This window comes from Nocardiopsis sp. B62 (assembly GCF_018070675.1).
GTDB classification, from domain to species: domain Bacteria; phylum Actinomycetota; class Actinomycetes; order Streptosporangiales; family Streptosporangiaceae; genus Nocardiopsis; species Nocardiopsis prasina.
This window is the reverse complement of record NZ_JAGPXK010000003.1, coordinates 317161-335035: the sequence shown is the minus strand read 5'-3', so window position 1 is coordinate 335035 and position 17875 is coordinate 317161. Positions and strand designations below refer to the sequence as shown.

The window sequence follows — 17875 nt, the reverse complement described above, 5'->3', positions numbered from 1 at the left end:
GCTTTCGGAACCTAGGATGGAAGGCATGCACACCCCCCGTCCGCGTCTCCCGCGCATCCGTGTGTCCGCCTCCGTGATGTCCCATCCCCGCCGAGCCGAGTCCGCGAGGAGGGTCGCCGAACACACCGGCCTGCCCCTCACCGGACTGGCCCTGGATCCCGATCCGGACGGCCCGCCCACGGCCCTGCGCAGCGCCACGGTGGCCTTCGGCGCCGCCGAGCGGTACGACACCACCCACCACCTGGTTCTCCAGGACGACGTGCGGCTCGCGGAGGGCTTCGCGGGAACCGTGGAACGGTACCTGGACGCGCACCCGGGGGCCGCGGTCTCGTTCTTCGTCGAGTGGGGGTCGCGCACCGCGACCCTGGCCCGGTGGGCGGTGTTCACCGGAGCCGGAGCGGTTCCCGTGGTCAACCCCTACGTGCCCACGGTCGCCCTGGCACTCCCCTCAGGGCTCTCCGCCGACCTGGCCGGGTTCCTGGCGGCCGAGGGCAGGGAGGAGGAGCCCGACGACCGGGAGGTGCTGCGGTTCGTCCGGCGCACCGGGACCCGCGCGCTGGTCGCGGTACCGACCCCGGTGGAACACGAGGAGCTGCCCAGCCTGGTCGGCAACTCCGGCCACGGGGCGCGGCGTTCAGTGTGCTTCGCAGCGGTGCCCGTGACGGACCCCGAAACCTCGGTCCTGGAACCCCCGCGCCCGCTCCCCCACCTGAACTGGACCACCGGGGAGGCCGCACTCGTGGACCTCGACCACGACGTACCGGAGTCCCACGTGCCGCTCGCCGGTGCCCTGGCCGCCTGGGGAGCCGACGGGGCACGAATGTCGGCCGCACTCGCCGCCAGCACGGGGGTCGGTCCGGTGGCCGAACTGGTTCCCCCTCCGTATCTGGGGGCGGTCTGGCACACGGCGGTGGCCAACGGCGCCGTGTTGGAGGGCCGCTGGCCGGGGGTGGTCGGCGGGCTACGTGACCGGCGCGGGGAGACGGCGGTGGAAGGCGCGCTGGCCACGCTGGTACCGGGAGCCCTGCGCACCGTGGTCGACGTCGACGTCCTGGAGGAGCGCCGGTCAGCGGTGGTCTCGCTGACCCTGGACGCCCTGGAGTTCGGCGCCGAGTACTGTCCCGCCCCCAGGGAGGCCCTGTGACCGACGACGTGCGCGTCTCCTGCGCGGTGATGACGCACCCGCGCCGAGCCGGGGCCGCCCGCGCGCTGGCACGGGCCCTGCCCGAGCTCGCGCCCACCGTGGTCATGGATCCCACACCCGAGGGGCCGCCGTCCACTCTGCGCACCTCACTCGCGGCCTGGTCCGCCATGCCCGGCTGGGCCACCCACCACCTGGTTCTCCAGGACGACGCCGAACCCCGGCCGGGCCTGATCGCGGCGCTGTCCGCGCTGGTCGCTGCCCACCCGGAGCGGCCGCTGAGCCTGTTCTGCGAATGGGGGTCGGCGAGCGCCACCATGGTCCGCTGGGCGGCCCTCGGCGGCCACGGTCTGGCGGAATGCGTGGACCAGTACGTGCCCACGGTGGGGTTCCTGCTACCAGCGACCGCGGCCCGTGAACTGGTGGACACCGTCGACCCACGGGGACGGGAGGACGAACCCGACGACGAGGCGCTGGCCCGCTTCCTGGAGCGCACCGGACGAACGGCCCTGGTCACCGTGCCCAACCTGGTGGAACACGACGGCGACCTCAGTCTGGTCGGCAACGGCCACCGGATGGGGGTGCGCCGGTCGGTCCTGCTCAGGGTGGCCGCGGATCCGGCACCCGACACACGGATCCTCCGGGCACCGGCACTGGTGCCCTTCGTGAGCTGGCGCAGGGCTCGCGCGTCGGCTGCCTGTTGGGGCACCGAGCGGCGAAGACATTCTGGGCATCGTGGTCACCTGCGCACGGCCCTGTCCGACCGGGGCCCGTCCCACGCTGACCTGGTCCGGGAGCTGGACGCCTGGCTGGACACGGAGCCCGGGCGGCGTCTGGAGGGGAAGCTGGGCTTCGGTCTGGCGCACGAGGTGTGGTTGGCCGCCACGGCCATGGCCGTGTGGGCCCCGCTGCCCGAGCGGATCCTCGCCGAGCCCGTTGACCGGGCTCGTGGGGCACTGGCCACCCTGGCCCCCGGAGGGCTGCGCACGGTGGTGCCCGAGGTGCTCACCGACACGGAGGTACGCGACGACCTGTCCGCTCTGGTACTGGCCGCCTTCGCCTTCGGTGTCCGCTCACGCGCCACCGGTGCCGCTCACTGAGAGGGGCGCCCGACCTCCAGACCCCAGGCGGGCTGCCACCCCGGCACCTGTGGCGGACGGGCGCCTGCACGGTCCAGGGCAGGGCCCAGGGGCCCGGGCCTCCTTGTGGGGCTTGGGGGACCACATCGGTTCCCACGCCGGGGGCGTGCTCCCGGCGTGGGAACGGACGCGTGCCCTAGCGCTCCTTGGGGTGCAGCTGGCTGGTCACCGCGAGCCTGTTGTAGAGGTTGATCATCGCGATGGCGGACATCAGGGCCGCGAGTTCGGTCTCGTCGAAGAACTCGGCCGCCGACTCGTAGGCGTCGTCGGACACCCCGGTGCCGCCGAGCTCGGTCATCTCGTCGGTGAGGGCGAGGGCGGCGCGCTCGCGCTCGGTGAACCGCTCACCGGCCTCGTACCAGGTGGAGACCAGGAAGAGCCGCTGCTGGGACTCGCCCTCCTTGAGCGCCTTCTGGGTATGAAGGTCCACGCAGAAGGCGCAGCCGTTGAGGACGGAGGCCCGGAGTTTGATCAGTTCGAGCAGTTTCACGTCCAGGTGGTCGGCGATGACCACGTCGATCTCGTCGAGCTTCTTGTAGACCTCCGGCAGCTTCTTGGCCCACACCACGCGCTTCTCGGCCATGAGAACCGTCCTCTCTCGTCGAAGACCCTGTCGAGCCAGATGCTACGGCCCCCGGCCCTGTAGGAAACGCCCAACCCCCCGAGGAGTCATCCCCGAGCATGTCAACACGCACCGACCGGACCCCCGTGTCCGAACCCCCGTCCGCCGCCGAGCTGCCCGAGCGCTCGCGGGTGATCGCCTGGAGGATCGCGGGCAAGGCCCTGCCGCTCTACCTCTCGATGCTGTCCACCCTCATCGGGAGCGCGGTCACCGCGGCGGTCCTGGGCAACACCGGCACCGTGCAGCTGGCCGCGTACGCGCTGGTGATCGCCGTGTTCAACCCGATGATCATGGTCGTGCACGGCACTCTGCGCGGTTCCCTGCCCTTCTTCACCGAGAACGAGGGGTCACCCCGTGCGCTCGCACCGGTCCTGCGTGACGGACTGTGGCTCGGCCTGTTCCTGGGGATCGTTGGCGGGCTGATGATCCTCGCCGTTCCCCTGGGTGCCCGCTGGATCGGGGTGGCCGAACCCACGGTGGCCGCCCTCGGGTTCTACCCCCTGCTCATGGCCGGGTACGTGGTGCTGGCGGCGGTCAAGAACGCGACCACCGTGCTGCTGGTCGGGTTGGGCCACACCAGGGCGGTGCTGGCGTTGTCCCTGGCCGCCGTGGCCTTCTCTCTGGTGTCGACCCCGGCCCTGGTGCTCGGGCTCGGCCCGTTCCCGGCCCTGGGGCTGCTCGGCGCGGGGTTGTCCATGCTCGCGATGAACGTGGTCACCGTGGGCCTGAACTTCGCGGTGGTCCGACGCGGGACGATCCTGCGCGGGCACCGGATCGGGTTCGGCGCGCCACGGTGGGCGGGGATCGGCCGGATGGCGAAGGTGGGTCTGCCCACGGGTTCCACGCTGTTGATCAAGTCGGGGTCGTTGAGCGTCCTGGCCGTGGTGGTGGCCCGGATCGGTCCGGAGGAGGCCGCCATGCACCAGGTCGCCGTGGTGCTCGTGGGGATGGCCTTCATCTCCTTCGTCGGCGTGGGGCAGGCCACCGTGCCGTTCACCGTGCGCGCGGCCCTGGTCCGGGACCGGGCGCTGGTGGTGCGCACGGTGGTGGCGAGCTACCTGGTGTCGATCCCGGTGGTGCTGGTCAGCGGAGCGCTGTTGTGGTGGGCGGCGGGGCCGGTGGTGGGGCTGTTCACCGACGATCCCCGGGTGCACGCGGGGGTCGTCGCGCTCGTTCCGCTGCTGTGCCTGGTGGGCGCGTTCGACGCCCTCCAGTCGGCGCCCAACTCGGGGTTGCTCGGGCTCAAGGACACCCGGCCCGCCCTGTACGCGTTCGCCCTCGGATACGGAGTCCTCGTGCTGTCCTCGGTTCCGCTCATGGAACGGGGCGGGTTGACCGCCCTGTGGTCCGCCTACGCCGCCGCCACGGCGTTCCTCGTGGTGGCGCAGTGGTTCTCGTTCCTCCGGATGTCCCGCCGCGTCGTGCGGGAGACGCCCCCGGAGCTCTCCGCCTGAGGGTCAGGGGGCACCGGTCCACTCGGCGAGGATCTGGCGGACCTGACCGGAGGCGGGGTGCTCGCCACTCCAGGCGACGTACCCGTCGGGCCGGACGAGAAGCACGTCCGCTCCCTCGGGGAGGTCGCCCCGCACACGCAGGGCCAGGACACGGTCCGCCCAGGGCTGTGCGACCTCGGCAACGCTCCCCTGCGCGGTGGCGTCGAGCAGGGTGAACCGGGCGGGGTCCACCAGCTCGTACAGCCGGGTCGGCTCCCCCGCGTGGACCAACGGAAGATCGTCCACCCGTCGGCCCACCGACGGGGAGTCCTCCACCTCGTGGGGCCGGTCGTAGCGCACACCCAGACCGGAGATCAGCCTGCGCATCGCAGCGGTGAACCTGCGGACGCGGAGGAGCCTCGGGACCACGTGGGGCCGGATGGCGCGGACCGGGGCGGGGGCCACCGCCATGCGCTGGACGAAGTCGGTGACGCGCAGGGCCTGGCGGCCCACCGGGTGGCGTTCCCCCTCGTAGGTGTCGAGCAGCCAGGACGGAGCCCAGCCCCGTTCCTGCGCGACCAGCTTCCAGGCCAGGTTGGCGGCGTCCTGGATACCGGTGTTCATGCCCATGGCGCCCATCGGGGAGTGCACGTGGGCGGCGTCACCGGCGAGCAGGACCCGCCCGACCCGGTAGCGGTCGGCTTGGCGGCGTTCGCTGAGGAAGCGGGTGGACCAGCTCATCTCGGCGACGCTGATCCGTCCGCCGGTGATCCGCCGCAGGGAGTCGTTGAGCTCGTCCAGACTGACCGGGTGGTCGAGGGGTACGTCCTGTCGGCTGCGGTCCCAGACGATGGCGCGGAACCAGCCGTCCCCGTAGGGCGGCAGCAGGGCGACACCGTCCGCGCCCATGTACGGGTTGATCGCGGGAGGCAGCTCCTGGTCCGGGCGGACGTCGGCGAGGATGATGTGGGTGTCGTAGCTGCGTCCGCTGAACCCCACTCCCAGCAACCTGCGGACGACGCTGTGCGCCCCGTCCGCACCCACCACGTAGGACGCGTGTTCGGTGTGCGATCCGTCCCGGGTTCGGACGCTGAGGGTGACCCCGTCACCGTCCTGTTCGAGCCCCACCACCTCGGCTCCCCTGCGGATCCGCACGCCCAGGTCCTCGGCCCGGCGTTGGAGGAGGGCCTCGGTGCGCGCCTGCGCGACGGTCAGCACGTACTTGAACCGGCTCTCGGGGTGGTCCAGGTCCAGGGCCGTCTCCCCACCTCCCAGGTCCACGCGGACCCCGGACACCTCGAAGCCCTGGTCGACGATCTCGTCGGCGATGCCGCGCATGTCGAAGAGTTCGAGGGTGCGGGCGTGCAGGGCGAAGGCGCGGGTCAGGTTGGACTCCTCGGCCCGCTTCTCCAGGAGGGTGACGTCCGTCCCGGCCTCCGCGAGGTCTCCCGCGAGCATGAGGCCGGTGGGCCCGGCCCCGACGATGATGACGCTCATGCCGGTTCTCCTTACGGCGATTCAACGGTACTCTCAATACCGGAACTCCTAGTACCGATACTACGGGTACCAGAATTGCAGTCAAGGACTCCGGGAGAGGTAATGCGCAAGGGACGCGGTGGCCGCCGACCCGACCCCGCCGTGGACGAGGCCATTCGACGGGCGACGGTGGAGCTGCTCCAGGAACGCGGGTTCGAGCTGACCTTCGACGAGGTCGCCGAGCGCGCAGGGGTCGGCCGGACCAGCGTCTTCCGCCGATACGCCACCAAGGAGGACCTCCTCCTGGCCGCCGCGGAGCAGATCACAATCGACCGGATCGAGGTCCCCGACACCGGTTCCCTCATCGGCGACCTGACCACCGCCGTCCACACCGTGTACCGGGTGTTCGAGGAGCAGGCCACGCAGACGCTGGCCAGGCACGCCCTCGTGGCGGCGCTGCGGGAACAACCGGGCGCGGTGATCATCCGCGGGCTCCTCGACCGACGGCTGGAACTGGTCACCACGCTGTTGGAGCGCGCGGTGGATCGCGGCGAGGTCCCAGGGACGGAGCGGGCCCGGCTCGTCGCCGACCTGCTCTCCGGTGTGATCATGGCGCGTCTGGCCACCGACCTTCCGCTGCCCGGCGAGGAGGAGTCCGCCGCCCTGGCCGCCGCGATGGCCACCGCCGCCGCTGCCTGACGCCGAGTCGCATCCACGGCGCCGCCCCGTCGGGAACTTCGCGTGCGACCGGCGGTGGTGGGCCCGGGCCGGGACCACCAGCGTCATGCGTGGATCCACACGAAGACCGGACCCACTACGGTCGAACCCGATTCCGGGGCTCTCAACTCCCGAACGCCGGAACCATCGCGGCGACCGGTATCGGGGCCCTCAACCCCGGGTCACCACCAACCCACCAGTGGGCGGCGCCAACCGGGCACGAGCAGGCGCACCGGCCGCCCAGCCCAACGGAACCAGCGGCTCCCCGAACCTTCGCCGCTCAGGCCTCGAAGTCCCGAGCGTCATGGGTGAGCAGGGCCAACTGGATGCGACCGGACAGGTCCAGCTTGGTCAGCGCACTGGACACGTGCGCCTTGACCGTGCCCATGGACATGAACAGGCGATCCGCGATCTCGGCGTTGGAGAGCCCCTCGGTCACCGCCTCGGCCACGTCCCGCTCCCTGTCGGTGAGCAGCGCCAGCCGGGCCCGGGCCCGATCGCGGCGTGTGGGGGCCTCGGAACGCTCCACCGGGTCGACCCCGGCCGCCCGGTCCATCAGCGCGCGGGCCACGCTCGGCGACAGCACCGGCTCGCCGAGCGCGGCGCGGCGCACGGCCTCGACGATCCGCGCCGGGTCGGTGTGCTTGAGCAGGTATCCGGCGGCACCCGCCCGCAGGGCCCGCACCACGGTGGCGTCGGCGTCGAAGGTGGTCAGCACCAGCACCTGGGGGCCCGGGACACGGTGAGTTCCGTCCGACAGCCCCGTTCTCAGCTGCTCGGTGGCGGCGATGCCGTCGACCCCCGGCATGCGCACGTCCATGAGGACCACGTCCGGTCGGTGCTCGGCCACGGCGGCCACCACCTGCGAGCCGTCGTCGGCCTCGCCCACGACCTCGATGTCTCCGCCTCCGGAGAGCATCAGGCGCAGACCGGCGCGTACCAGTGCGTCATCGTCCACGAGCAGGACCCGGACCGGAGCTTTCACGGCCTCCACTATGACACCTTCCGACCGTGGTCCCCAGAGGGCCCGGTGGGCTGGGCGACCTGCCAGGGCAACACGGCGGTCAACCGGAACCGGCCCCGGGCGGGGCCGTGCCTCAGCCGTCCTCCGTCCAGGTGCACCCGTTCGGCCAGTCCGACCAGCCCCGCCCCGGCGCCGGGGATCTCGCTCTCCGCCCTGCCGATCGGCAGCACGTTGCTGACCACGATCACCAGCTCACGGCCCGGGGCGCCGGTCACCGTGACCGAGACCTTCGCCCCCGGGGCGTGTTTACGGGTGTTGGTCAGCCCCTCCTGCACCACCCGGTAGGCGGTGCGCCGTATCTGGTCCCGGGGTTCGACGCCCTCGGGCAGGTCAGAGGTGTAGGAGACCTTCTCCCCCGCGTCGACGGCCTCCGCCACCAACCGGGCGACGTCGGTGAGCCGGGGCTGGTGGGTGCCCTCGTCCTCTCCGGACAGGTCGCCCGAGCGCAGCACGGTGAGGATGTCGCCGAGTTCGTCCAGGACCCGGTGCGCGTTGTCACGGATGACCCGGACCGCCGAGCCCACCTCCGCGGCCTTGAGCGGCTCGGCCTCCCCGGACTCCGCCCGCTCGGTGCGGTAGGCCAGCGCCCCCGCGTGCACGGACAGCAGGGACATGCGGTGGGCGACCACATCGTGCATCTCGCGGGCGATCCTGCGACGTTCGTCCACCCGCGCGGCTGCCAACCTCTCCTCCCTCAGCTCGCGTTCGCGGCGCACGTCCTCCCTCAGGCGTTCGACCAGGCGTCTGCGGGAGCGGATGGCCGCTCCCCAGGCAACGTAGGCGCTCATCAGAACCAGGATGAGGAATCCGGTGACGATGGAGTCGCCGGTGGAGTCGGGCACCAGTGCGACCCAGGGCAGCCCCAGCACCACGGCCAGGGCCGCTCCCAGGGCCGCTTGCGGCAGGGGCCGGTAGACGGCCAACCCGATGACGGCCACCGTGAGCGCCCCGATCACCGAGGTGGAGAACGAGGAGAGCAGGACGATGACCAGCGCCACGGCCAGCGGGCGGTCCCGCCGCCACCACAGGGCCAGGCAGCCCAGCGGGAGGCAGGCCAGGTCCAGCCAGAGGACCCACGCTGGTACACGGTCGGTCGGGTGCAGGTCCGCCGCGTAGCCCGCGTAGGACACCAGCCCGAACACGCTCGCGAACACCACGAGGAGGATGTCCACCACGAGGTCGCGGCGGCTGCGGCGACTCGGCTCCATGCACCCCTCCTCCACTGTCACGACCTGGCCGGATTCCAGCCTAGAACGACGTCTCCGTTGGGCACCTCGGTCACCAGGCCAGGTGTGGCGTGCTCATGCTGGCCACTCGGCCAGAGGGTCTGTCCGGTTGACCGATGCGAACCGGACGGCGTTCCCGGAGTATGGGCACCATGACTAGCGACGACGTTCCAGCCCTCGAACTGGACGGACTCACCAAGACCTTCAACGAGACGCGGGCCGCTGACGACGTGAGCCTCGCCGTCCCGCGCGGCGCCACGCTGGGCCTGGTCGGCCCCAACGGCGCGGGCAAGACCACCTCGTTGTCGATGGCCGTGGGTCTGCTGCGCCCGGACTCCGGCACTGCCCGGGTCCTCGGCGTGGACGTGTGGCGGGACCCTGTCGAGGCCAAGCGGCGGATGGGCGTGCTTCCGGACGGCCTCTCCCTGCCGGAACGGCTCACCGGGGGCGAACTGCTCGACTACTGGGGGCGGCTGCGCGGTCTGCCCCGCGACGTGACCCGGACCCGTGCGGGGGAACTGCTCCATGTCCTCGAACTGGACGGCGCGGAGCGCGACGGCGTGCTGGTCGCTGAGTTCTCCACCGGTATGCGTAAGAAGATCGGGCTGGCCACGGCGTTGCTGCACGCACCGGACGTGCTGGTCCTGGACGAGCCGTACGAGGCGGTGGACCCGGTCTCGGCGCGGGTGCTGACAGCGATCCTGCGCCGATTCACCGACGGTGGCGGCACCGTGGTGATCTCCAGCCACGTGATGGCCCTGGTCGAACAGCTCACCGACCGGGTGGCGATCATCGCCGAGGGGCGAGTGCTGGCGGACGGCACGCTCGGTGAGGTCCGAGGCGTGGACGCGACCCTGGAGGACACCTTCGTCCGTCTGGTCGGGGCCCGCGAGGTCGGGGAGGGGGATCTGGCGTGGTTGAACTCCTGATTCGCCTCAAGATCACCCTGGGACGGCACAGTTCCGTCGGCACGAGGATCCTCTCCCTGGTGATGATCGCCCTGGGGGTCGCGCTGACCTGGTACCTGGCGGTGGCGGCCACCTCCGACCAGGTCCGATCGGGCCTGCTCATGCTGGCCCTCGCGGTCTGGGCCGGCGGGTGGCTGCTGGGGCCCACGATCACCAACGGGGTGGGGGTGCTGCGGGCGCAGTACTTCACCCTCCTTCCCCTGGACCGGGACCGGGTGGGTGCCGGGCTGCTGGTGACGGCGTTCGTCGGCACGGGCCCGCTGCTCACCCTGGTGGCCACGGCGACGGTCGCCTGGCACGCGTGGGCCTCGGATCCGGCCACGCTGTTCCTGGGACTGCTCGGCATGCTGGCGCTGCTGGTGCTCATGGTGTCGCTGTCGCGCCTGGTGTTCCGGGCGTTGGGCGCGGCCATGCACAGCCGGATCGGGATGGAGATCGCCTCCCTGCAATGGGGCCTGATCCTGGCCGGAATCTTCTTCGGGTGGATGGTGGTCCAGCCAGCGTTCTCGGCCGTGTCGAGCCTGTCCCGGGAGGGGCTCCAGGGCACGGTCCTGACCATGCTGTCCGTGGTGCCGACCTCCTGGCCGGTGCTGGCGGTGGACGCGGCCGCCGCGGGGTCGTGGGGGGCGGCCTTCGGCTGGCTGGGCGCGCTCGGCGCGCTGACCCTGGTGACAGTGCTGGTCACCGTGCGCCTGCTGGCTCCGAGCGTGGCCCCCCGTGGTGTGCGGAGACGGTCGCGGCCGCTGGGTTCGCGGGTACTGCTCGGCGGTCGTTCGTTCCTGCCGGACACCCCACTGGGCGCGGTGGTCGGCAAGGAGCTGCGTCAGTGGTGGCGGGACCCGTGGCGCGGCCTGGAACTGCGCGCAGCCCTGTGGACGGGTCTGATCATCGGGGTGTTCGGGCTGATCGGTCACCTGCCACAGATCGCTCCCTTCGCTGGTGTGATGGCCCTCCTCGTGATCGGCATGGGAGGCGCCAACATGTACGGGCACGACGGCACCGCACTGTGGCTGACCGTGGTCGGCCAGGGACGCGACACCCTGCGCGCCGACGTGCGGGGCAGACAGATCGCGTTCGCCCTGCTCGCGGGCCCGTCATCGGCGGCGCTGAGCCTGGTGGCCGTGGTCGCCGCCGGAGCGTACTGGGCAGTTCCGTACGTGGTGTCGAGCCTGGTGGTGTTCCTGGGGGTGACCGCCGGGCTGACGATCCTGCTGTCGGTGGTGGCCGTCACCCCGGGAGTGGACCCACACCTGCGGGTGGACGCCAACGACGCCGGTGACAACCAGATCCAGGTGTGGATCACCCTGGTCGCCCTGCCGTTACTGTCGGCCCCCGCCATCGGAACCCTCGTGTGGGCGGGTGTCCAGGGCGTGCCCTGGCTGGCCGTTCCGGTGGCGCTGGCCAACGGGTCGCTGGCCGCGTGGCTGCTGGGCAGAGCCGCCCACCAACGTCTGGAGAAGCGGCTGCCCGAGACCTTCACCCGCATCCGCTACGGCAAGGCCGTCGCGGCTCAGGCCGCTGCCCGGTCCGGCGGAGGCCTGCTGGACCAACTGGAGCGCGGGGCGCTGTCCACCAACGTGGAGACCAAGCCCACCGGCTCCTGACAGACCACTCATGGAAGAGCGGCGCCGGTGGTGGCCCCAGGGCCACCACCGGCGTACTTCCCTCCCCGGCCCCGCTCCAGCGCACGCGCCCATCCAGGTTTGCGGGCCCTGCCCCGTATCCACCGCCAGAGCCGTTCCCACGTCCACCGCACCGTCCGCGCACCCCGCACTCCGCACTGTCCGCCACACCCCGCACCCCGGACCGAACCCTCACCCTCGATCCTCCGGGAGCCGGTGATCCGCCACAAGCCCCGGGTCCGTACCTGTGGACAACTCCGGCACCGGCGGCCTCGCCCGGTTGTCCCCGGAACCGCAAGCGCACCGGGCAGGGCTCCTCCCGGACTCGGTTTCCAAGCGCGTCGGGTGGCGGCCCGGCGCGGGTGTCGGCGCGTGAGATTTGACCTGGAGTGCGCTCCAGGTCCTAGCGTGAGCCGCATGACCACGAAACAGAGCAGGATCGGCTCCGGCTTCGGCATGCGCAGCACGGCGGCCGACGTCCTCGACGGCATCGACCTCACCGGACGGGTCGCCCTGGTGACCGGCGGCTACTCGGGAATCGGCCTGGAGACCACGCGGGCCCTCGCTGGGGCGGGCGCCCGCGTGGTCGTCCCGGCCCGCAGGCCCGAACTCTCCCAGGAGGCGCTGTCGGCGATCCCCGGCGCCGAGACCGCCGCGCTGGACCTGGCCGACCTGGACAGCGTGCGGGCCTTCGCCGACTCCTTCCCGTACGACCGCATCGACCTGATGATCAACAGCGCCGGGATCATGGCCAGCCCGCACACCGTGGTCGGGCCCGGTTGGGAGGCCCAGTTCGCCGTCAACCACCTGGGACACTTCGCCCTGGTCAACCGCCTGTGGGACCGGCTCAACGACGGAGCCCGGGTGGTCTCGGTGTCCTCCGCCGCACACCACGCCTCCGGCATCCGCTGGGACGATCCGTGGTTCGAGCGGGGCTACGACCGCTGGCTCGCCTATGGGCAGGCCAAGACCGCCAACGCCCTCTTCGCCGTGCACCTCGACCGACTCGGCGGTGCACGCGGGGTGCGGGCCTTCTCCCTGCACCCGGGCGCCATCCTCACGCCGCTGCAGCGGCACATGACCACCCAGGAACAGGTCGACCGCGGGTGGATCGACGAACAGGGCAACATCATCGACTCCGTCTTCAAGTCTCCCGAGCAGGGAGCCGCCACCCAGGTGTGGGCGGCCACCTCCCCGCAGCTCGCTGACCTGGGCGGGGTGTACTGCGAGAACTGCGACATCGCCGAAGCCCCCGAGTCCGCCGACCCCGAGCAGGGAGCGGCCGGGGTGGCCGCCCACGCCCGCGACCCCGAGCAGGCCGAACGACTGTGGGCGTGGTCGGCCGAGCTCACCGGTGTGGACGCCTTCGCCCGATCCTGAACCCCGCGAACCCGCGCGGGGCGCCCCGTCCGACGAGGGCGCCCCGCAAGCGGCGTTGGCCACCCCGCCGCCTGTGCCAGAGTTGGATCCGGGAGGACCAGCAGGAGGTACAGATGGCTCGGAAGGCCGACCCCGCAAGGCGACGCGAGGTCCTAGACGCCGTGATCGAACAGCTCGCGGACACCGGGATCAGCGGATTCACGCTGCGCGGCCTCGCCCAGGGACTGGGGCAGAGCACCCGCGTGTTCACCCATCACTTCGCCGACCGCGAGGACCTGCTCTCCGCGGTCCTGGCCCGTCTGGACGAGCGCCAGCACCGGTCGCTGCTGTCCACCAAGGGGTGGGAGGACCCGGCGGTCCCGGTCAGTGACATCGTCCGCGACTCCTGGGAGCGCAACCTCGGCCCGGAGCTCCCCATGACCCGGCTCATCCGCGAGATCGAGGGGCTGGCCTCGGCGGGACGCTTACCCGCGTCCAGCGCCGGGTTCCTGCGCGGGCGGGCGGAGTTCGTGGCCTCCTGTCTGACCCTGCGCGGCGCCTCGCCAGACCGCGCCCTCAGCCTCGCCACGCTGCTCAACGCGGCCTTCTCCGGCTTGGAGGCGGACTACCTGTCCACCGGCGACCTGGGCCGCGCCGAGGCCGGACTGGACCTCCTGTGCGAGTGGATCGACACCACCGCACCACCTCGCTGAGCCGCGTCTACTCCCCGGTCCGCACGCGGACCCTCTCGTAGACCGGGACCAGACCGTCGAGGAAGGCCGTCAACGCCAGCTCGAAGCTGTCCTCGTCGATCTCGGCCGCGACCTCCGCCAGCCGGTGGGCCTGCGACAGGTTCGGGTAACGGTCCTGGTAGACCCACACATCGTCGTCGAACCCGCCCGCGAAGGAGTGGGTCGCCGCACCGACCACCAGGTACTTGGTGGAGGCTCCGATCATGGTCGCGTACCGGGGCGGCCAGCCCGCGCCCACGAGCCCGCCGTGCACGGCGTCGGCCCGGCGCAGCGCCTCCTCACGGCGACCCGGACCGGCGGCGATCACCGGCAGCAGGTTGGGGTGCTCGGCCAGGGCCGCACGGTAGGAGCGCGCCCACACGGCCAGGCCCCGGCGCCAGTCGCGGTTTCCGAAGGCCGAGACGTCGATGTGTCTGGTGGCCTCCTCCGCGACCTCGCTGAGCAGCTCCTCCTTGGTCCGGTAGTGGCTGTACAGCGAGGCGGCCTGCACGGCGAGCTCCTGGGCGAGCTTGCGCATGGAGAGCTTCTCCAGCCCGTCCCGGTCGATGAGCGCGAGCGCGGCCTCACGGATGGCCGGTTTGCTCAGGATCGGTGTCTTGGGTCGGGCCACGGCGGGGCTCCCCTTCCGCGCTGCTCTTACGTGCCGGGCCGTCCGGCGTCCGCGCTGATCATCGCACGGTGGCGCCCCGACTCCCGTCGAACTCCCCTGGATCGGTCGCGTCCCCGACCGTGGGGCCGACCCCTTGCGTGAGTTGACGGGCGCGACGTACTCTCAAATAACCGAACAGCGTTAGGTTAATTGGGAGCAGCCGTGATTGATTTCTCACTGAGCGAAGAGCAGCGCGCCATCCAGAGCTGGGTGCGGACCTTCGTCGAGCGGGAGCTCATGCCTCTGGAGAACGAAGCGCTGCGCCGCGAACGCGAGGGCCACCCGCCCGGACTGACCCACGAGGAGAGGACCCGGCTGCGTGCGCTGGCACGCAGGTCCGACTTCTGGGGTGTGGGCACGCCGGAGGAGTACGGCGGCATGGGCCTGGACGCCGTCACCGAGGCCCTCATCGAGACCGAACTCGGCCGCACCTTCCTCACGTTCAAGTTCGGCGGCGAGGCCGACAACATCCTGTTCCATGCCAACGAGGAGCAGAAGCGCGCCTACCTGCTCCCCACCATCGAGGGCGAGCGCAGGTCCTGCTTCGCCATCACCGAACCCGGAGCCGGGTCCGACGCCAAGGCCATCCGCACACGGGCCGTCCGCGACGGTGACGAGTGGGTGATCAACGGCGAGAAGACCTTCATCACCGGCGGCGAGGAGGCCGACTTCGCCATGGTCTTCGCGGTCACCGACCCCCAGAGGGGCGCCGACGGCGGTGTGACCTGCTTCCTCGTCGACCGCGACATGGGCTGGACCTCCGAGCCCATCGACACCATGGGCGAGCGCCGCCCCGCGTCCCTGGTCTTCCAGGACGTGCGCGTCCCCCACGAGAACATCCTCGGTGAGGAGGGAAGGGGCTTCGCCCTGGCCATGAAGTGGATCGGCCGGGGCCGCTATCTCCTGCCCGCCCGCGCCCTCGGAGGCTGCGAACGCCTGCTCGACATGGGCATCGAGTACGCGAAGACCCGGGAGACCTTCGGGGCGCCCATCGCGGACCGGCAGGCCATCCAGTGGATGATCGCCGACTCCCAGACCGAGATCGAGGCTCTGCGGCTGCTCGTACTGCACGCGGCCTGGCAGGTCTCGCAGGGCGTGGACTCACGGCACGCGCAGTCGATCGCCAAGCTGTTCGGCGGTGTGAAGGCCAACGAGATCGTCGACCGCGTCATGCAGATCCACGGTGGCATGGGCTACACGCGGGAACTGCCCGTCGAGCGCTTCTACCGCGACCTGCGGCTCCTGCGCATCTTCGAGGGCACCGACGAGATCCAGCGCCGCACCATCGCCCGCGACCTGCTCAAGGGCCATGTGAAGGTGGGCGCGACCCTCAGGTAGGGCCCGGCACCGCAACGGGCCCGCTCCGCGCACGAGGTGGGCCTCGCAACCGAACCGGGGCCCGCTCAGCGCTCGATGACGCGGCACGGGCCCCGGTTCGTCCGCCCACCGCTCGGCCTCGGGGGACCCCCGGCCGAGCGGCGGGGCGAAAGGGCCTAGTTGACGTCGACCAGGTCGACGACGAACACCAGGGTCTCCCCCGGCTTGATGAGGCCACCGGCGCCGCGGTCGCCGTAGGCGAGGTTCGGCGGGATGACCAGCTGACGGCGGCCGCCGACGCGCATGCCCAGGACACCCTGGTCCCAGCCGGGGATGACCTGACGGGCGCCCAGCTTGAAACGCAGGGGCTCGCCGCGGTTCCAGCTGGCGTCGAACTCCTCACCGGTGGAGTGGGAGACGCCGACGTACTGCACGCTGACGGTGCTGCCGTGCCCGGCCTGGTCGCCCTCGCCGACGGTGATGTCGGTGATCTGGAGGTCCGCGGGCGGCGGGCCGTCGATGAAGTCGATCTCGGGACGCTCAAGCGCCATGGTGGGTCCCCTCGGTTGAAGACGTGAACAGAAGAGGCCCAGGCTATCGGTGGTGACCGATGGTGCCGGACAGAGTTCGCGAAAGGGGCCCGGAAGGCGGGGTTCGGGGGCCTCGGCGGTTCGGCTCCGGGGACCTCAGGCCTCGGATGCCGCGCGATCGGACTCGCTGCGCAGCACACAGAACTCGTTGCCCTCGGGGTCGGCGAGGACCACCCAGCCGGAACCGTCGGCGTTGCGATGGTCACCGACGAACGTGGCGCCGATCCCCAACAGCCGCTCCACCTCCTGTTCCCGCGAGGTCTCGGGAGTCAGACACAGGTGCAGGCGGTTCTTGGCAGCCTTCGCGTCGGGCACCTGGTTGAAGTGCAGCACCGGCCCCTCCGCCAGCAACACCTCGGTCTCCGTGTCTCCCGGAACGGACTCCGGATGCACGGGGTACCCGGTCACCCCACTCCAGAACCGGGCCAGTCCGTAGGCGTCCGCACAGTCGATCGCGATGTTGCGCACCATGGAGAACATGGGTGCCAGTCTGGTCGACCCTGGCCCGCCACACCACCGGGTCACTCCCGCTCGTGGTCCCCGACCGTGGCGGCGATGACGTGGCCGTGGCCCTCGACCTTGATCGGGCCGCTGTCGGCCTGGACGAACACGGACTCGCCCCGGCCCAGGGTGACCCCCTCGCCGACCTCGGCGACCAGGTCCACGGTCCCGTGCAGCGCCAGGACCACCGTGGGACCGTCGCCCGGCAGATGGGCGGTGATCCGGCCCGGCCCGATCTCGTGGAGCGCGAACTCCGGCGCGGCGGGGCGGAACTCACGGCGACCGTCGAGGAATCCCGGCTGGGCGTACGGGATGGGCAGCACCGAGAAGTCCACCACGTCGAGGAGTTCGGGCGCGTCCACGTGCTTGGCGGTCAGACCAGCCCGGAGCACGTTGTCGGAGCTGGCCATCACCTCCACGGCGGTGCCCTGGAGGTAGGCGTGCATGTTGCCCGCCGGGAGGAAGAGGGCCTGGCCCGGCCAGAGCGTGACCCTGTTGAGCAGCAGGGCGGCGACGGCGCCCGGGTCCCCGGGGTAACGGGCGGCCAGGTCGGTGACGATCTCCGCGTGGGGGCCGCGTCCGCCACCACCCGACCACTCCCGGACGAACTCCTCGATCATCCGGCACCGGTCCGGGGCCGGGAGGGTCAGCAGGCGGGTGAGGGCCGCACGGAGCGCCGCGTGGGTGTCGGAGTCGGACAGGTCCTCGCGGAGCGCGGTGGCCAGGTCGTTGTCGAGCCCGATGAGGTCGGCGACGGTGGCGGCGGGTTCACGGAACCCGCACAGGGCCTCGAAGGGCTCCAGGGCGAGGAGGAGTTCCGGCTTGTGGTGGGGGTCGCGGTAGTTGCGGTGGGGGGCGTCGAGCGGGATGCCCGCGCGCTCCTCGGCCTCGAACCCGGCACGGGCCCGCTCGGCGTCGGGGTGGACCTGCAGGGAGAGCGGCGCCTCGGCCGCCAGGTACTTGAGGAGGTAGGGCAGGCGCGAGCCGAAGCGTTCGGCGGTTCCGTGGCCGAGGACACGGTGCGGGTCCGCGGAGATCAGTTCGGGGAGGGGCCTGTCGCCGCCGTCGCAGTGCGCGGTGCTGGGGGCGCCGTGGTGGGCGCCCAGCCAGAGCTCGGCCTGGGGACTTCCGTCCGGCTCGATACCCAGCAGACGAGGAATGGCAGCGCGTGCTCCCCAGGCGTACGGTCGTACCCGGTTGGTGAGCCTGTGCATCCGCTCCCCGCTTTCCCGTCGGCGTGTTCTCACCCCGAGGACGCTCCGGTGAGGTGGGAACAGTCTTGCCAAGAGAAGCCTCCCGGTCGACACGGCACGCCCCACATCTCGCGGTAGTGCACACT

At 71.6% G+C, this 17875-nt stretch carries 17 protein-coding genes; 9 read left to right on the top strand and 8 right to left on the bottom strand.

Annotation, left to right across the window (positions count from 1 at the left end; all coding sequences use genetic code 11):
- Positions 1–25 precede the first annotated feature (25 nt).
- Both KBX21_RS05535 and KBX21_RS05530 read left to right on the top strand, forming a co-directional pair.
- Complete coding sequence (locus KBX21_RS05535) at positions 26–1144, top strand: hypothetical protein (RefSeq protein WP_210841198.1); 1119 nt, start codon at positions 26–28, stop codon at positions 1142–1144.
- Positions 1141–2241 (top strand): hypothetical protein, encoded by a 1101-nt coding sequence (locus KBX21_RS05530; RefSeq protein ID WP_210841197.1) that lies wholly within the window; start codon positions 1141–1143, stop codon positions 2239–2241. The genes KBX21_RS05535 and KBX21_RS05530 overlap by 4 nt, the downstream gene beginning before the upstream one ends.
- Positions 2242–2416: 175 nt before the next feature.
- On the opposite strand, the gene KBX21_RS05525 is transcribed toward KBX21_RS05530, so the two are convergent.
- Positions 2417–2863 carry a carboxymuconolactone decarboxylase family protein gene (locus KBX21_RS05525; protein WP_210841196.1) on the bottom strand — a complete coding sequence of 149 codons (447 nt, stop codon included), beginning with the start codon at positions 2861–2863 and terminating at the stop codon, positions 2417–2419.
- Positions 2864–2961: 98 nt separating this feature from the next.
- Between KBX21_RS05525 and KBX21_RS05520 the strand changes: the two genes are divergently transcribed.
- On the top strand, positions 2962–4356 hold the full coding sequence (locus tag KBX21_RS05520) for an MATE family efflux transporter (protein ID WP_210841195.1): 1395 nt from the start codon (positions 2962–2964) through the stop codon (positions 4354–4356).
- A gap of 3 nt (positions 4357–4359) precedes the next feature.
- On the opposite strand, the gene KBX21_RS05515 is transcribed toward KBX21_RS05520, so the two are convergent.
- Positions 4360–5832 (bottom strand): FAD-dependent oxidoreductase, encoded by a 1473-nt coding sequence (locus tag KBX21_RS05515; RefSeq protein WP_210841194.1) that lies wholly within the window; start codon positions 5830–5832, stop codon positions 4360–4362.
- Between the two features lie 102 nt (positions 5833–5934).
- Between KBX21_RS05515 and KBX21_RS05510 the strand changes: the two genes are divergently transcribed.
- Positions 5935–6510 (top strand): TetR/AcrR family transcriptional regulator, encoded by a 576-nt coding sequence (locus KBX21_RS05510; protein WP_210841193.1) that lies wholly within the window; start codon positions 5935–5937, stop codon positions 6508–6510.
- A gap of 298 nt (positions 6511–6808) precedes the next feature.
- On the opposite strand, the gene KBX21_RS05505 is transcribed toward KBX21_RS05510, so the two are convergent.
- Together KBX21_RS05505 and KBX21_RS05500 are read right to left on the bottom strand one after the other, a co-directional pair.
- Positions 6809–7522 carry a response regulator transcription factor gene (locus tag KBX21_RS05505; protein ID WP_210841192.1) on the bottom strand — a complete coding sequence of 238 codons (714 nt, stop codon included), beginning with the start codon at positions 7520–7522 and terminating at the stop codon, positions 6809–6811.
- Positions 7522–8760, bottom strand: a complete 1239-nt coding sequence (locus KBX21_RS05500; RefSeq protein WP_210841191.1) for a sensor histidine kinase — start codon at positions 8758–8760, stop codon at positions 7522–7524. The genes KBX21_RS05505 and KBX21_RS05500 overlap by 1 nt, the downstream gene beginning before the upstream one ends.
- Before the next feature lie 170 nt (positions 8761–8930).
- Here KBX21_RS05500 and KBX21_RS05495 point away from each other — a divergent pair, with 170 nt between their 5' ends.
- The 4 genes from KBX21_RS05495 to KBX21_RS05480 all read left to right on the top strand — a co-directional run bounded on the left by KBX21_RS05495 (position 8931) and on the right by KBX21_RS05480 (position 13440).
- Positions 8931–9707 (top strand): ABC transporter ATP-binding protein, encoded by a 777-nt coding sequence (locus tag KBX21_RS05495; RefSeq protein WP_210841190.1) that lies wholly within the window; start codon positions 8931–8933, stop codon positions 9705–9707.
- Positions 9692–11350: a hypothetical protein gene (locus KBX21_RS05490; protein ID WP_210841189.1), complete on the top strand. Its 1659-nt coding sequence runs from the start codon at positions 9692–9694 to the stop codon at positions 11348–11350. The genes KBX21_RS05495 and KBX21_RS05490 overlap by 16 nt, the downstream gene beginning before the upstream one ends.
- Before the next feature lie 435 nt (positions 11351–11785).
- Complete coding sequence (locus KBX21_RS05485) at positions 11786–12748, top strand: SDR family NAD(P)-dependent oxidoreductase (protein WP_210841188.1); 963 nt, start codon at positions 11786–11788, stop codon at positions 12746–12748.
- Positions 12749–12861: 113 nt separating this feature from the next.
- Positions 12862–13440 (top strand): TetR/AcrR family transcriptional regulator, encoded by a 579-nt coding sequence (locus KBX21_RS05480; RefSeq protein WP_210841187.1) that lies wholly within the window; start codon positions 12862–12864, stop codon positions 13438–13440.
- Between the two features lie 7 nt (positions 13441–13447).
- On the opposite strand, the gene KBX21_RS05475 is transcribed toward KBX21_RS05480, so the two are convergent.
- Positions 13448–14089: a TetR/AcrR family transcriptional regulator gene (locus KBX21_RS05475; RefSeq protein WP_210841186.1), complete on the bottom strand. Its 642-nt coding sequence runs from the start codon at positions 14087–14089 to the stop codon at positions 13448–13450.
- 201 nt (positions 14090–14290) lie between these two features.
- Between KBX21_RS05475 and KBX21_RS05470 the strand changes: the two genes are divergently transcribed.
- A complete protein-coding gene (locus KBX21_RS05470) occupies positions 14291–15466 on the top strand; it encodes an acyl-CoA dehydrogenase family protein (protein WP_210841185.1) in 1176 nt (391 codons plus the stop codon).
- Positions 15467–15621: 155 nt separating this feature from the next.
- Here KBX21_RS05470 and KBX21_RS05465 read toward each other — a convergent pair whose 3' ends face one another.
- From KBX21_RS05465 to manA, 3 genes are all read right to left on the bottom strand, one after another.
- A complete protein-coding gene (locus tag KBX21_RS05465; RefSeq protein ID WP_210841184.1) occupies positions 15622–15996 on the bottom strand; it encodes an FKBP-type peptidyl-prolyl cis-trans isomerase in 375 nt (124 codons plus the stop codon).
- Positions 15997–16131: 135 nt separating this feature from the next.
- The gene (locus KBX21_RS05460) at positions 16132–16515 is read right to left on the bottom strand and encodes a VOC family protein (protein WP_210841183.1); all 384 of its coding nucleotides are present in this window, start codon (positions 16513–16515) and stop codon (positions 16132–16134) included.
- 41 nt (positions 16516–16556) lie between these two features.
- Complete coding sequence (manA, locus tag KBX21_RS05455) at positions 16557–17750, bottom strand: mannose-6-phosphate isomerase, class I (RefSeq protein WP_210841182.1); 1194 nt, start codon at positions 17748–17750, stop codon at positions 16557–16559.
- Positions 17751–17875 lie beyond the last annotated feature (125 nt).

What these genes read in the sequence shown, in the direction of transcription:
- KBX21_RS05535 (WP_210841198.1), top strand. Translation starts at nt 26, where the DNA reads ATGCACACCCCCCGTCCGCGTCTCCCGCGCATCCGTGTGTCCGCCTCC.
- KBX21_RS05525 (WP_210841196.1), bottom strand. Translation starts at nt 2,863, where the DNA reads ATGGCCGAGAAGCGCGTGGTGTGGGCCAAGAAGCTGCCGGAGGTCTAC.
- KBX21_RS05520 (WP_210841195.1), top strand. Translation starts at nt 2,962, where the DNA reads ATGTCAACACGCACCGACCGGACCCCCGTGTCCGAACCCCCGTCCGCC.
- KBX21_RS05515 (WP_210841194.1), bottom strand. Translation starts at nt 5,832, where the DNA reads ATGAGCGTCATCATCGTCGGGGCCGGGCCCACCGGCCTCATGCTCGCG.
- KBX21_RS05510 (WP_210841193.1), top strand. Translation starts at nt 5,935, where the DNA reads ATGCGCAAGGGACGCGGTGGCCGCCGACCCGACCCCGCCGTGGACGAG.
- KBX21_RS05500 (WP_210841191.1), bottom strand. Translation starts at nt 8,760, where the DNA reads ATGGAGCCGAGTCGCCGCAGCCGCCGCGACCTCGTGGTGGACATCCTC.
- KBX21_RS05495 (WP_210841190.1), top strand. Translation starts at nt 8,931, where the DNA reads ATGACTAGCGACGACGTTCCAGCCCTCGAACTGGACGGACTCACCAAG.
- KBX21_RS05485 (WP_210841188.1), top strand. Translation starts at nt 11,786, where the DNA reads ATGACCACGAAACAGAGCAGGATCGGCTCCGGCTTCGGCATGCGCAGC.
- KBX21_RS05480 (WP_210841187.1), top strand. Translation starts at nt 12,862, where the DNA reads ATGGCTCGGAAGGCCGACCCCGCAAGGCGACGCGAGGTCCTAGACGCC.
- KBX21_RS05465 (WP_210841184.1), bottom strand. Translation starts at nt 15,996, where the DNA reads ATGGCGCTTGAGCGTCCCGAGATCGACTTCATCGACGGCCCGCCGCCC.
- KBX21_RS05460 (WP_210841183.1), bottom strand. Translation starts at nt 16,515, where the DNA reads ATGTTCTCCATGGTGCGCAACATCGCGATCGACTGTGCGGACGCCTAC.
- manA (WP_210841182.1), bottom strand. Translation starts at nt 17,750, where the DNA reads ATGCACAGGCTCACCAACCGGGTACGACCGTACGCCTGGGGAGCACGC.